Origin of the sequence: Streptomyces sp. NBC_01235 (genome assembly GCF_035989285.1) — a bacterium.
Taxonomy (GTDB): Bacteria; Actinomycetota; Actinomycetes; order Streptomycetales; family Streptomycetaceae; genus Streptomyces.
This window is the reverse complement of record NZ_CP108513.1, coordinates 8775358-8789050: the sequence shown is the minus strand read 5'-3', so window position 1 is coordinate 8789050 and position 13693 is coordinate 8775358. Positions and strand designations below refer to the sequence as shown.

The following is a 13693-nucleotide window of genomic DNA, read 5'->3' as shown; positions in this document are numbered from 1 at the left end:
ACCATGCGCGTACTACTGACCGGACACCAGGGCTATCTGGGAACCGTCATGGCCCCGGTCCTCGCGGCCGCCGGGCACGAGGTCGTCGGCCTGGACGCCGGCCTGTTCGCCGACTGCGTCCTTGGCCCGCCGCCCGCGGACCCGCCGGGGCACCGGGTGGACCTGCGCGACGTCACGGCCGAACACGTGGCCGGGGTGGACGCCGTGATCCACCTGGCCGCCCTGTCCAACGACCCGCTGGGATCGCTGGCGCCGGACCTCACCTACGACATCAACCACCACGCGTCCGTGCGGCTGGCCCGGCTGGCCCGCGACGCCGGGGTGCGGCGCTTCCTGTACGCGTCGACCTGCTCGGTCTACGGCGCCGCCGGCGACCCCGACTTGTCGAACCTGGTGGCCGAGGACGCCCCGCTGCGCCCGGTGACGCCGTACGCGGAGTCCAAGGTGCGGGTGGAGGACGACCTGCACGCGCTCTCCGACGGCGACTTCAGCCCGGTGTACATGCGCAACGCCACAGCCTTCGGCCACTCACCCCGGCTGCGCGCCGACATCGTGCTGAACAACCTGGTGGGCCACGCACTCCTGTCCGGCGAAGTCCTTGTGCTCTCCGACGGCACCCCCTGGCGCCCGCTGGTGCACGCCGCCGACATCGCACGGGCCTTCACGGCCGCGCTGACCGCGCCGCGGGAAGCGGTGCACGACCGCGCGTTCAACATCGGCAGCGAGATCAACAACGTCACGGTCGCCGAGATCGCCGAGCAGGTCGCCGAGGCGGTTCCCGGCTCGCGGGTGGTGATCACCGGGGAGAACGGCGCCGATCCGCGGTCGTACCGGGTGGACTTCTCCCGGTTCCGCGCCGCGGTGCCCGGCTTCGACTGCGAGTGGACGGTGAAGCAGGGCGCGCTCGAACTCGCCGACGCCTACCGGAAACACGGGCTGACCCGGGAGGACTTCGAGCGACGCTTCACCCGGCTGGCCGTGCTGCGCGCGGCCTCCGACGCCGGCGCCGTCGACGACACCCTGCGGTGGCGCCCATGACCACGGCCGGCGAAGAGATGTACGCGCTGGTGGAGCGGTTGTACCCGCTGTGCCGGAGCATCACCGGCGACGGTGTGCGCGCCACCCTGGACATCGTCGGCGAGTACGTCCCGCTGCAGGTGCACGAGGTGCCGACCGGAACCCAGGTGCTCGACTGGACGGTGCCGCAGGAGTGGAACATCCGGGACGCGTACATCGCCGACACCGCCGGCCACCGGGTCGTCGACTTCGCCGCGTCCAGTCTGCACGTGCTCGGCTACAGCGTGCCGGTGTCGGCGACCATGCCGCTGGCCGAGCTGCGCGGACACCTGCACACCCTGCCGGACCACCCGGCCTGGGTGCCGTACCGCACCAGCTACTACAAGCCGGAATGGGGGTTCTGCCTGGCCCAGGAGACCTTGGACGCGCTGCCGGACGGCGAGTACGAGGTGCGCATCGACTCCACACTCGCCGACGGCCACCTCACCTACGCCGAGCACGTGGTCCCCGGGCAGGTCGCCGACGAGGTGATCGTCTCCTGCCACGTCTGCCACCCCTCGCTGGCCAACGACAACCTGGCCGGCATCGCGGTGGCGACGTTCCTGGCCCGGGCGCTGGCGGAGCAGACGCCGTACTACACCTACCGGTTCCTGTTCGCGCCCGGCACCATCGGGGCGATCACCTGGCTGGCCCGCAACGCGGAGCGGGTGGAACGGGTCAAGCACGGGCTGGTGCTGGCCTGCGCCGGCGACCCGGGCCGGCTGACGTACAAGCAGAGCAGGCGCGGCGACGCGGAGATCGACCGGGTGATGCGGCACGTGCTGGCCGCCTCCGAACGCCCGCACCACATCACCGAGTTCACTCCGTACGGCTACGACGAGCGGCAGTTCTGCTCGCCCGGGTTCGATCTCGGCGTGGGCTCGCTCAGCCGGACCCCCTACGCCGGCTACCCCGAGTACCACACCTCGGCGGACAACCTGGACTTCGTCTCCCCGGAGGCGATGGCGGACACGCTCGCCGTCTGCCGCGAGGCATTCGCCGTCCTTGACCGCAACCGGCGGTACGTCAACCTCAGTCCCTACGGCGAGCCACAGCTGGGCCGGCGTGGGTTGTACGACTCGCTCGGCGGTCGCAGCGACGCGAAGCAGGCCCAGATGGCCATGCTCTGGGTGCTCAGCCTCTCCGACGGCGAGCACAGTCTGCTGGACGTCGCCGAGCGGTCCGGGCTGCCGTTCAGCGCCGTCGCCGCCGCGGCCGGCGCCCTGCACGGCGCCGAGCTGATCAAGGCGTGACGCCGATGACCACCGAGGGGGAGAACGCGACGGCATCGGCGGTCCCGGCCGGACACGCCCGGCGGACCGCCAAGCGGGCCATGGTCGGCCGGCTGTCCTGGGGACTGGCCGACCAGGCGGCCTCCAGCATCTCCAACTTCGCGGTGGGCATCTACGTGGCCCGCTCGCTGGGGGTGACCGCGTTCGGCGTGTTCAGCCTGGCCTGGGTGACCTACGGCGTGGTGCTCAACGTCTCCCGCGGGCTGGCCACCGACCCGCTCATGGTGCGCTTCAGCGGCGCGCCGGACGCGTCCTGGCGCGGCGCGGTGGCCCGGTCGTCGGGTACCGCGCTCGGCGTCGGGACCGCCATCGGCGTGCCGTGTCTGCTGGCCGGCCTCGCTCTCGGCGGCCGGGTGGGGCCCGCGTTCGCCTGCCTCGGGGTCATGCTGCCGGGGCTGCTGCTCCAGGACGCCTGGCGGTTCTCGTTCTTCGCCGCCGGCGCCGGGCGGAAGGCGTTCGTCAACGACCTCGTGTGGGGCGTCGCGCTCGTCCCGGCCATGGTCGTGGCGGCCCACGTGGGCAGCGTGGCCGCTTTCGTGCTCGCCTGGGGCGCGTCCGCAGCGGTGGCCGCCGCGTACGGCTGCCTCCAGTCCGGTATCCGGCCCCGGATGACCGGGGCGCGCGGGTGGCTTCGCGAGCAGCGCGATCTCGGCTACCGGTACCTCGTCGAGAACGTCAGCCTCAGCGGCGCGAGCCAGCTGCGGGCGTACGGGCTCGGCGCGCTCGTCGGGGTCGGCGCGGTGGGTGCGGTGCGGGGCGCCGAGCTCCTGATGGGCCCCTTCCTCGCCGTACTGATGGGGCTGTCCCTGGTCACCGTCCCGGAGGCGGCCCGGGTGCTGCGGCAGGCCCCGCACCGCCTCGGCGCGTTCTGTCTCCTGCTGGGCGGCGGGCAGGCCACCGGCGCGCTGCTCTGGGGCGGGGCGCTGCTGCTGACGCCGGACCGGCTCGGCGAGCTCGTGCTCGGCGGAGTCTGGCACTCCGCCGCGCAGCTCATCATGCCGATCACCCTCAGCGTCGCGGGCGCGGGCCTGGGCACCGGCGCGGCGGCCGGGCTGCGCGCGCTCGGCGCGGCCCGGCGCAGCCTGCGCTGCCAGCTGTTCGCCTCCGCCTGCTATGTCGGCGGCGGGCTCGGCGGGGCGGCCGTGGCCGGCACGGTCGGCTCGGCCTGGGGCGTCGCCGCCGCGACCGTCAGCGGCTCGGCCGTGTGGTGGCTGCAGCTGCGGTCCGCCCTGCGCGAGCGGCACCACAACTCCGTTCCCGAAGTGAGGACCTCATGACCGCCCAACCCAGGCTGAGCATCGGCCTGCCCGTGTACAACGGCGAGGAGTACCTGGCCGAGTCGCTCGACGCCCTGCTCGGCCAGACCTACGAGGACTTCGAGCTGGTCGTCTCCGACAACGCCTCGACCGACGGGACCCAGGAGATCTGCCGCAAGTACGCCGCGCGGGACTCGCGCATCCGGTACCTCCGGCTGCCCCGGAACATCGGCGCCACGCCGAACCACAACCATGTGTTCGCCGAGTCCCGCGGCGAGCTGTTCAAGTGGGCCTCGCACGACGACCTGTACGGCCGGGACCTGCTGCGGCGCTGTGTGGAGGCGCTGGACGAGCGGCCGGACGTGATCCTCGCGCACACCGGCCAGGCGGTCATCGACGGCGACGGCCAGGTGAAGGTCCCCTACGAGTACGGGCTCGCCACCGACTCGCCGCACGCGCCGGAGCGCTTCCGCAGTCTGCTGTTCGAACCCGGTGGTGACGACTTCTACGGGGTGATGCGGGCCGACGTGCTGCGCCGGGTGAAGCCGCTCGACAGCTACCACCACGCGGACCGCACGTTCGTCGCCGAGATCACCCTGCACGGGCCCTTCCACCAGGTGCCGGAGCTGCTGTACTTCCGCCGCGACCACCCCACCCGCGCCGAGCGGGCGAACCCGGGCAAGCGCGCCCGATGCGTCAACCTGGACCCGCGCCGGGCGGGCCCGCTGCACCCGACGCCCCGGCTGCTCGCCGAGTACGTCTGGGGCTTCGTCGCGGCGATCCGGCGGGCACCGTTGTCCCCGGCCGACCGGCGCGCGTGCTACCGCCACCTGGCCGCATGGATGACCAGCCGGGTCCGGCCGGGCGCCGGCGAGCGGGTCGAGGACCGCGCCCCGGTCGACCCGGACCAGCTCACTGTCTCCGTCGACGCCCTCGTCGCCGGCCGTGAGGGGAGGCAGGCATGACGCCCGCGAACGAGACTCCGGTGCGCGTCGGGGTGTTCGGCCTGCTCGGCTCCGGCAACCTCGGCAACGACGGATCGCTCGAAGCCGTGCTCGGGTACCTCCACGCCGAACACCCGGAGGCGGTCGTGGACGCGCTGTGCGGCGGACCCGAGGCCGTGACGACCCGCTTCGGGATCCCCGCGACGCGGCTGCACTGGTACCGCGGGGAGTACCGGACCGCGTCGCGTGCGGGCGCGATCGCGGCGAAGGGTCTGGGCAAACTCGTCGACGCCGTCCGCACCGCCGCCTGGGTGCGCCGGCACGACGTGGTGATCGTGCCGGGCATGGGCGTCCTGGAGGCCACGCTGCCGCTGCGGCCGTGGGGCTTCCCGTACTCGCTGTTCCTGCTCTGCGCGACCGGCCGGCTGTTCGGCACCCGGGTCGCGCTGGTCGGAGTCGGCGCCGCCGCGATCGGCAACCGGGCGACCCGGACCCTGGTGCGCTGGTCGGCGCGGCTGGCCGCCTACCGGTCGTACCGGGACGCCCTGTCCCGCGACGCGATGCGGGCGATGGGCGTGGACACCGCGCGCGACGAGGTCTACCCGGACCTCGCGTTCTCCCTGCCGACGCCGTCGGCGAGCGCGCCCTCGGGCCCGCCGGGCCGAGTCTGCGTCGGCGTCATGGCCTTCCACGGCGGCGACGACGACCGCGCCCGGGCCGAGGAGATCCACCGGCGCTATCTCGACGGGACGACCCGCTTCGTCCGCGCGCTGGTCGAGGACGGCAGGCCGGTCCGGCTGCTCACCGGCGACGAGTGCGATGCGCCGGTGGTCGCCGCGATCCTCGACGCGGTGGACTCGCCGCTGGTCACCGCTGCCGAGGCGGCCTCGCTGGCGGACCTGATGAAGGAGACGGCGGCTGCCGACACCGTGGTGGCGACCCGGTACCACAACCTGATCTGCGCGCTGAAGGTCGGCACGCCGACGCTCGCGCTCAGCTACGCGGCGAAGAGCGACGCGCTCATGGCTCAGATGGGCCTTGCCGCGTACTGCCATCCGGCTCGCGAGGTCGACGCCGACCGGCTGCTCGAGCAGTTCCGGGCGCTGGAGAAGCAATCGGCCGAGCTGCGGCGGACCCTCACCGAGCGGAACCTGGCCGCCGCCCGGCAACTCGAGCACCAGTTCACCGCGTTGACAGCGGCCCTGTTCCCGGCGACCGACCACACCCACGCCTTGCGGGAGGCTCCATGAACGCACCCGGAATGAAAGCGACCGAAGTCCCGGAGATCGCCGGCGCGTACCTGTTCGAGCCGACGCCGTACGCCGACGAGCGCGGCTTCTTCTGCCGCACCTTCGACGCCGACGTGGTCCGCTCGGTGGGCCTCGACCCGGACGCCTTCGTCCAGGACAGCCTGTCCCGCTCGGTCCGGGGCGTGCTGCGCGGCCTGCACCTGCGCTCCGGCGCCGGCGAGGCGAAGCTGGTGCGGTGCTCGTACGGGAGGATCTTCGACGTCGTCGTGGACCTGCGGACGGACTCGCCGACCTACCGCAACCGGGCCTTCTTCGAGCTGTCCGACGAGACGCAGACGACCCTGTACATCCCGGCGGGGTGCGCACACGGCTTCCAGGCGCTGACCGAAACCGCCGACACCTCGTACCGGATCGACCGCCCGCACGATCCGTCCGAGGACGTGACGATCGCCTTCGACGACCCGGAGCTCGCCATCCCCTGGCCGCTGCCGGTCACATCGATGTCCCAGCGGGACCGGGAGGCGCCGAGCCTCGCCGAGGTCCTGAAGCACCAAGAAAGTTGAGGTTGGCGTGAACGCCGAAGACACCGAAGAGCTCCTCCTGCCCCGGTCGCGGAGGGCGAACGAGCGGCTGCACGCCATGATCCCCGGGGGCGCGCACACCTACGCCAAGGGCGACGACCAGTACCCCGAGAACCTGGCCCCGGTCATCAGCCACGGCCGCGGTGCCCACGTGTGGGACGTCGACGGCAACCGCTACATCGAGTACGGCTCCGGCCTGCGGTCGGTCAGCCTCGGCCACGCCCACCCACGCGTGATCGAGGCGGTGCGGCGGGAACTCGACCGCGGCAGCAACTTCGTCCGGCCGTCCATCGTGGAGGTCGAGGCCGCGGAACGCTTCCTGGCCACGGTGCCGACCGCCGAGATGGTGAAGTTCGCGAAGAACGGCTCCGACGCCACCACCGCCGCGGTGCGCCTCGCCCGCGCCGCCACCGGGCGCCCGCGGGTGGCCATCTGCGCCGACCATCCGTTCTTCTCCGTCGACGACTGGTTCATCGGCACCACGCCGATGTCCGCCGGCATTCCGGCGGCGACCAACGAGCTCACCGTGGCTTTCCCTTACGGGGACCTGGCCGCCACGGAGGAGCTGCTCACCCGTTACCAGGACGAGGTCGCCTGCCTGATCCTCGAACCCGCCACCCACACCGAGCCGCCGCCCGGGTACCTCGAGGGCCTCCGCGAACTGGCCGACCGGCACGGCTGCGTACTGATCTTCGATGAGATGATCACCGGCTTCCGCTGGTCCGAGGCCGGTGCCCAGGGCCTGTACGGCGTCGTCCCCGACCTCTCCACGTTCGGCAAGGCGCTGGGCAACGGATTCGCCGTCTCCGCGCTGGCCGGGCGCCGCGATCTGATGGAGCGGGGCGGGCTGCGTCACTCCGGCGACCGGGTGTTCCTGCTGTCCACCACGCACGGTGCGGAAACGCACTCCCTGGCAGCCGCGATGGCCGTGCTCACCACCTACGTCGAAGAGGGCGTCACCGCGCGGCTGCACACCCTCGGCGAGCGGTTGGCCGCCGGTGTCCGCGACGCCGCGGCCGGCATGGGCGTCGGCGACCACATCGTCGTCCGGGGCCGGGCCAGCAACCTGGTCTTCGCCACCCTCGACGAGAACGGGCAGCCATCGCAGGAGTACCGCACCCTGTTCCTGCGCCGGCTCCTCGCGGGCGGGGTGCTGGCCCCGTCGTTCGTGGTGAGCAGCGCGCTCAGCGACGCCGACATCGATCACACCGTCGACGTGGTGGCCCAGGCATGTGCGGTGTACCGCAAGGCACTGGACGCCGCGGACCCGACCCCCTGGATGGCCGGGCGACCGGTGAAGCCCGTATTCCGCCGCTTGGCGTGACGTGACGTGACGTGACGTGACGTCAGCGACGCTCCCGCCGACCGGCGTCCGCCGTCCGATCGACCAGCCGGTCGGCCGTCCGGTCGACCAGCCACGCGGTCGCCGGTATCACCACCAGCGCGGTGCACCAGCCGCCGAGGGCGTCGGTCGGGTAGTGCGCGCCCAGGGCGACCTGCGCCCAGCCCATGGCGGCGCCGGCAACCAGCGCCGCACCGAGCACGAGTGACGTGCCGGCCGTCCGGCCGAGGCCGAGCCGGCCGGCCGCGAGCAGCGCCACCACGAGGGCGAGCGCGGTGGCGAAGGCGGTGTGCCCGCTCGGGTAGGACAGGTTGCCGTCGCCGTGGATGGTGCGTCCGACCAGGGACTTGAGCAGCGTCGCCGTCCCCACGGTCATGCCGACGCCGGCAACGACGAGCACCGCCGCACGAGGATGCCGAAGCAGCAGGCAGGCCGTCACGATGGCCACGACCAGCGTCGCCGCTCCCACGGGCTCCCCCAGGAAGTCCATGGCCAGAGCGACGTACCGCCACGGCGGCCCCACCCCGTCCACCGCCGCCACGATCCGCGCGTCCGCCATGCCGGGCTTGCTCTCGTCGGCATACAGGACCCCGAGCACGACGACCACCAGCGCGGCGAGGGCCGCGATCAGCCCGAGCCGCACGCGCAGCGACGGGGGCAGCACCGCGGGCGCCGACCGGCCGGTCACACGCCCACCGCGTCCGGTCGACCTGCGGGGCTTTGCCGTGATCGATGGATGATGTTCCGGATCATGACTCCTTAGAGGCCCTGCACGTGTCCCCACCACCGCTTGAGGTGGTCCGTCGCCCTGCCTACCGCGGGGGTCCGGGCGGCAGGCGGCCTTCGCGGGGCTATTCCGTCAGCGTGCCCATCGCACGGTCGAGCAGCACGGCCAGGGGAACCGTGCCCTCACAGGCCACCCAGCCCGTCGCGGCAGCGTCCAGACAGCCGAGCGCGGCCCCGGCCAGCGCGTTCGGCCTGATCTCCTCCGGCCGGTCGGAGCTGACGCCCAGCCGCCGGGCGATCTCCGGCACCAGCATCTCCTGCCAGCTCAGCTGCTTCTCGAAGTGCCGGGCGCGCAGTGACGGAGTCTCCTGGAGCATGCGCAGGTATGTGAGCGCTTGCTGGGGATCTGCCTCGTTCGCGCGCATGAGCACGTCGAACGCCCTGCGCAGCGCCTCCCAGGGCCGCTCCGTGTCAGGGCGGGCGGCGAACTCATCCGCGATCTGGCGGCCGGATTCCTCCAGCCCCTGCAGGACGATGTCTTCCTTGGTGCCGAAGTACCGGAACAGGCTGGCGCGCGAGAGCCCCACCTCGGCGGCGATCTGATCAACGGTCGTCCGATCGAACCCCTGCTCGATGAACAGCCGGAGCGCGACCTCGACGACCTCCTTCCGAACCGTCGCACGCATACGCTCCCGCAGGCCCGGGGGCTTGGCAGCGGACTGGGTGGAGGTGGGGGCGGGGTCGGTCATAAGAGCAGGATACAGCGGCGACTCAATATGATACTGAGCATCAGCATGTCGGGGTCGTCGGTGCAGCCGCGTGCCGGGTCACGGCTGCCGGGCCAAGTCGACCTTGCGGAACATGTTGGTCAGAGTCTCCGACACACCTGTCGTGTTGGCCTGATGTCGAGCATGTCCTCGGAGGCGTCTGTCGAGGACGACGGGCGTCGCTATCGCGTCGGTGCGCTCATCGCGCGGTCGAGGATCACGGCCAGGGGGACTTTACCCTCGCAGGCCACCCAGCCCGTCGCGGCCGCGTCCGGACAGCCGGCCGCGGCCGCGGCCGGCGCGTTCGGCCTGGGGTCTTCGGGGCGGCCCGGACCGGCTCCCGTGCGCCGGGCGATCTCCGGGGCGAGCAGCCGCTGCCAGTTCAGTTGCCAGGGGCGGCCTGCCGGCGTCGGCGGACACCGTGGCGTTTCTCACGTCGCTGCGGACCGTTCCCCGCCGCGGTCCCCGCGGCCGGCAGGTCGTACTTGTACGGCCGGGCGAGGCGGATGCACACCGTCCTGCTCGGAGACACCGCCCCAGCACGGTCGGGGAGTCTCCGCCGCGCGCGTCGCCGAGACAGCCGCCGGAGACCGGAGGCAAGTGGGGCGTCAGGGATGAGCGGGTACGTGAAGCGACTCGCGCGAGCGTTGTACCGGGAGAGAAAGAGTGGGCGGAGAGGCGGTCGTCCTTCACCACAGACGCTGTCCGCTGTCCGCTGTCGGCTGTGGTCGTCGGCCGGGGCGACATCGAACGCGGTCGACTCATCGGGCATGCTGAAGGGTGGTCGGACGGTGCACGATGAGATGAGGGGAGCAGTGGTGGACGAGGGCGCGCAGGGCCGGGGCGACGCCGCGGTACCAGGGGCTTCGCCGCAGCTGCGGCTGGATGAGTTGCTCGAAGGTCTGCAGCAGCAGGTCCATCAGGTGCGGGCGGCTCGCGACCGGATGCGCACCTTGCTGGACGCGGTGCTGGCCGTCGGCTCCGACCTGGAGCTGGAGGTGGTGCTGCGCCGCATCGTGGAATCCGCGGTCGCCCTGGTCGATGCCCGCTACGGAGCGCTGGGCGTGCTGGGCGAGGAAGGCACGATCAAGCAGTTCATCACGGTCGGGATCGACGAGAAGACCATCGCCCGGATCGGAAACTACCCACGCGGCGAAGGCATCCTCGGCCAGCTCATCCGCCACCCGGAGCCATTGCGCCTGGCCAACCTGGCGGATCACCCGGCGTCCGTCGGCTTCCCGGCCGGGCACCCGCCGATGACCAGCTTCCTCGGCGCTCCCGTCCGGGTGCGCGACGAGGTGTTCGGCAATCTGTACCTGACCGACAAGCAGGGCGGCGCGGAGTTCGACGCCGACGACGAGGCGGTGCTGCGCACCCTGGCCGCGGCCGCCGGCGTTGCGATCGACAACGCCCGGCTGTACGACGACGCCCGCCGCAAGCAGCAATGGCTGGCAGCGAGCGACGAGCTCACTCGCAGCCTGCTGGCCGGCCTGGATCCGGCCGAGGTTCTGGCGTCGGTCGCCGCCACCGTGCGTGAGCTGGCCGGCGCGGACCTGGTGACGCTGGCCGTCCCGGTCGGCGACAGCGGCGAGCTGGTCGTCGAGGTCGCCTCCGGCACGCGGGAAGAAGAGGTCCGGGGCCTGGTGCTGCCGGTCACGACGCTGGCGTCAAAGGTGTTCGCCACCGGGGAGACGGTCACCAGCGACGCGGTCAGCGCCGACCCGCGCGCCGACGGCGGCAGTTCCTCGGTGGTCGACCTCGGGCCGGCGTTCTACGTGCCGCTCGGCACCCCCGACCACGTGCGCGGCGTCCTGCTGGTGGCGAATGTGGCCGGCGGCCGGGCGTTCCCGGACACGGTCGTCGACATGGTCACCGGGTTCGGCAACCAGGCGGCGCTGACTCTGGAGGTGGCCGAGCATCGCCAGGACGCCGAGCGCATGCTGGTCCTCAGCGACCGCGACCGGATCGCCCGCGATCTGCACGACCTGGTCATTCAACGGCTGTTCGCCGGCGCTCTGACGCTGCAGTCCACGCTCGGCCGCGTCGCCGACCGGCCCCAGGTGGGCGAGCGGATCCAGCGGGTCGTGAACGACCTCGACGACACGATCAAGGTCATCCGCTCCACCATCTACGGTCTGCGGGAGAACGACCGCAGCCGCGGCGGCGGCCTGCGGGCGAAGCTCGTGGAGGCCACCGACCGGGCCGCCGAAGCCCTCGGTTTCACCCCGGCACTGCGCATGACCGGCTTGCTGGACACGAACGTGCCGACCGAGTACGCGGAGCACCTGCTGGCCGTGCTGGGCGAGGCGTTGTCCAACGTGGCCCGGCACGCTCACGCCGGCGCCGTCGACGTGAGCGTCGACGTGATCGAAGGAACCCTCCGGCTGCGGGTGACGGACAACGGCCACGGCATCGATCCCGGCGTCACCCGCCGCAGCGGCCTGGCCAATCTCCGCCGGCGTGCCGAGGACCTGGGAGGAAGCTTCGACGCGTCCTCGAACCAGCCCAGCGGCACGATCCTGTCCTGGGCGGTGCCCCTGCCCTCGGCCGACCGGTGACCGCCGGGCTCTGAGCGGAGCGCTGCCGCAGCAACTGCGGCATGGCGAGCGAGGCGGCCCCGGACCTGTCGGTGCCATGACGTCCGGAGCCGCCACCGGCCGGTTCGACCGGGATGGGGCAGCCCGCCTCGGCGCCGGGAGAGCGGGATGGGGCCGCCGACACACGTGCACGCGTGTCACAGGGCCCATGTGGTGCCGTTCGGCCCCATTGCCGGGGCCAGTCGCCACAAGCGAGGGCCTCCTCCCCTCCGTCACCGTGGATGCGAAAGCTTGATTCTTATCCGGCTGAGCATTCCAAGGCGAGCCGGGCTGAACGCACGGGATGGCGCAGATGACCCCCTTCCGGGACACCGAAGGACCCCTCGCCGGGGCGGCCCCAGGCCATGCCCCGGCCTCGCCCAGGACCGCCACGGCGTGGACGGCGGTGAAGTGGATCGCCCCCGTCGCGGCCGGATTGATCGTCTATCTGCTGCCGCAACCCGACGGGATCAAGTCCGGCGGATGGGCAGTACTGGCGATCTTCACTGGGACCGTGCTGGGGCTGATCCTCCAGCCGCTGCCGCTGGGCGCGGTGGCCCTGGTCGGGCTCACCGTCACCATGATCACCGGAACGCTGGAGCCGGACGTCGCGCTGGGCGGCTTCTCCGAGCCGACGATCTGGCTGATCGTGGCCGCCTTCTTCATCTCGCTCGGCTTCACCAAGACCGGCCTCGGCCGGCGCATCGCGCTGCTGTTCGTCCGGGCGCTGGGCCGCAGCAGCCTCGGGCTCGCGTACGGGATCACGCTGACCGACCTGGTGCTCGCACCGGCCACGCCGAGCAACACCGCCCGCTCGGGCGGCGTGATCCATCCCGTCATCCGCTCCCTGAGCGCCAACGCCGGCTCGCATCCCGGCGACGAGAGCCGCCGCAAGCTCGGCGCCTACCTGAGCGTGACGGCGATGCAGATCAACACGGTCACCAGCGCCATGTTCCTCACCTCCATGGCCGCCAATCCGCTCGTGCAGAAGCTCGCCGCCGACCGCGGCATCCACCTCACCTGGACGTCCTGGGCCCTGGCCGCGCTCGTCCCCGGCCTGGTCGCGCTGCTGGTGCTCCCAGCGGTGCTGTACCGCGTCTTCCCGCCGGCCGTGCGCAGGACGCCCGAGGCCCCGGGGCAGGCCCGCGCCCAGCTCGCCGAGCTCGGACGGATGTCCCGTCAGGAATGGACCATGGCGGGCGTCTTCGTCCTGCTGCTCATGTTGTGGTCGGTCGGCGGTCAGGCCTGGGACCTGTCGGCCACGGTCTCCGCCTTCACCGGCGTGGCGCTGCTGCTCGTCACCGGGGTACTGACGTGGGGCGACCTGGTCGGGGAGAAGGCGGCCTGGACCACGCTGGTGTGGTTCTCCGTCCTGGTGATGATGGCCGGTCAGCTCCAGGAGCTCGGTGTCATCGGCTGGTTCAGCGACAGCATCACCGACGCCACCTCCGGAGTCGGCTGGCAGACCGCGTTCGTCGTCCTCACGCTGGTCTACCTCTTCTCCCACTACCTGTTTGCCTCCAACACCGCACACGTGGCCGCCATGTACGCCGCCTTCCTGGCCGCCGCCACCGCCACCGGCGCGCCGCCGGTGATGGCAGCCCTGGTCCTCGGCTTCATCAGCTCCCTGTACGGCGGCCTGACCCACTACGCGTCCGGCCCTGCCCCCGTCCTCTTCGGCGGTGGCTATGTCACCCTCGGCGAATGGTGGCGGACCGGGCTGATCGCCGCCGGCGTCAACATCGTGATCTGGATGGGCGTGGGCGCCCTGTGGCTGAAGGTCCTCGGCCACTGGTGAGCCGTGCGGAGGAGGGGTGCTCTGCGGCACGCAGGCCCGGGCCTCATGGACCGGGCCTGCGTCCTGGCAGGCGCAGGCGGGGGCGCAGGAGGGGGCTCCACGAGC

The 13693-nt window shown here is 72.3% G+C and carries 12 protein-coding genes; 9 read left to right on the top strand and 3 right to left on the bottom strand.

The genetic code is table 11. The features are described from left to right. Nucleotides 1–3 precede the first annotated feature (3 nt). The 7 genes from OG289_RS39580 to OG289_RS39550 are packed head-to-tail and all read left to right on the top strand — an operon-like array spanning nt 4 to nt 7703. On the top strand, nt 4–1038 hold the full coding sequence (locus tag OG289_RS39580; protein ID WP_327318817.1) for an NAD-dependent epimerase/dehydratase family protein: 1035 nt from the start codon (nt 4–6) through the stop codon (nt 1036–1038). Next, nucleotides 1026–2309 carry a DUF4910 domain-containing protein gene (locus OG289_RS39575; RefSeq protein ID WP_327318816.1) on the top strand — a complete coding sequence of 428 codons (1284 nt, stop codon included), beginning with the start codon at nt 1026–1028 and terminating at the stop codon, nt 2307–2309. Before OG289_RS39580 ends, OG289_RS39575 begins: the two co-directional genes overlap by 13 nt. Before the next feature lie 5 nt (nt 2310–2314). After that, nucleotides 2315–3625, top strand: coding sequence for a hypothetical protein (locus OG289_RS39570; protein WP_327318815.1), 1311 nt, complete (start codon nt 2315–2317; stop codon nt 3623–3625). Beyond that, nucleotides 3622–4569 carry a glycosyltransferase family 2 protein gene (locus OG289_RS39565; RefSeq protein WP_327318814.1) on the top strand — a complete coding sequence of 316 codons (948 nt, stop codon included), beginning with the start codon at nt 3622–3624 and terminating at the stop codon, nt 4567–4569. The genes OG289_RS39570 and OG289_RS39565 overlap by 4 nt, the downstream gene beginning before the upstream one ends. Continuing rightward, nucleotides 4566–5798, top strand: coding sequence for a polysaccharide pyruvyl transferase family protein (locus tag OG289_RS39560; RefSeq protein ID WP_327318813.1), 1233 nt, complete (start codon nt 4566–4568; stop codon nt 5796–5798). The genes OG289_RS39565 and OG289_RS39560 overlap by 4 nt, the downstream gene beginning before the upstream one ends. 11 nt (nt 5799–5809) lie before the next feature. Then, nucleotides 5810–6361 carry a dTDP-4-dehydrorhamnose 3,5-epimerase gene (rfbC, locus tag OG289_RS39555; protein WP_327320948.1) on the top strand — a complete coding sequence of 184 codons (552 nt, stop codon included), beginning with the start codon at nt 5810–5812 and terminating at the stop codon, nt 6359–6361. A 7-nt stretch (nt 6362–6368) separates the two neighbouring features. Then, entirely contained in the window at nt 6369–7703 is a 1335-nt protein-coding gene (locus OG289_RS39550) for a glutamate-1-semialdehyde 2,1-aminomutase (protein ID WP_327318812.1), read from the top strand. A 22-nt stretch (nt 7704–7725) separates the two neighbouring features. Here the strand turns inward: OG289_RS39550 and OG289_RS39545 are convergent, their stop codons facing one another. The 3 genes from OG289_RS39545 to OG289_RS39535 form a co-directional block, all read right to left on the bottom strand. Then, complete coding sequence (locus OG289_RS39545) at nt 7726–8409, bottom strand: phosphatase PAP2 family protein (protein WP_327318811.1); 684 nt, start codon at nt 8407–8409, stop codon at nt 7726–7728. Between the two features lie 163 nt (nt 8410–8572). Continuing rightward, nucleotides 8573–9196 carry a TetR family transcriptional regulator gene (locus tag OG289_RS39540; RefSeq protein ID WP_327318810.1) on the bottom strand — a complete coding sequence of 208 codons (624 nt, stop codon included), beginning with the start codon at nt 9194–9196 and terminating at the stop codon, nt 8573–8575. A gap of 200 nt (nt 9197–9396) precedes the next feature. Next, a complete protein-coding gene (locus tag OG289_RS39535; protein WP_327320947.1) occupies nt 9397–9585 on the bottom strand; it encodes a hypothetical protein in 189 nt (62 codons plus the stop codon). 432 nt (nt 9586–10017) lie between these two features. Here OG289_RS39535 and OG289_RS39530 point away from each other — a divergent pair, with 432 nt between their 5' ends. Both OG289_RS39530 and OG289_RS39525 read left to right on the top strand, forming a co-directional pair. Further along, nucleotides 10018–11772 (top strand): sensor histidine kinase, encoded by a 1755-nt coding sequence (locus OG289_RS39530; protein ID WP_327318809.1) that lies wholly within the window; start codon nt 10018–10020, stop codon nt 11770–11772. A gap of 331 nt (nt 11773–12103) precedes the next feature. Next, complete coding sequence (locus tag OG289_RS39525; protein ID WP_327318808.1) at nt 12104–13588, top strand: anion permease; 1485 nt, start codon at nt 12104–12106, stop codon at nt 13586–13588. Nucleotides 13589–13693: the final 105 nt, after the last annotated feature.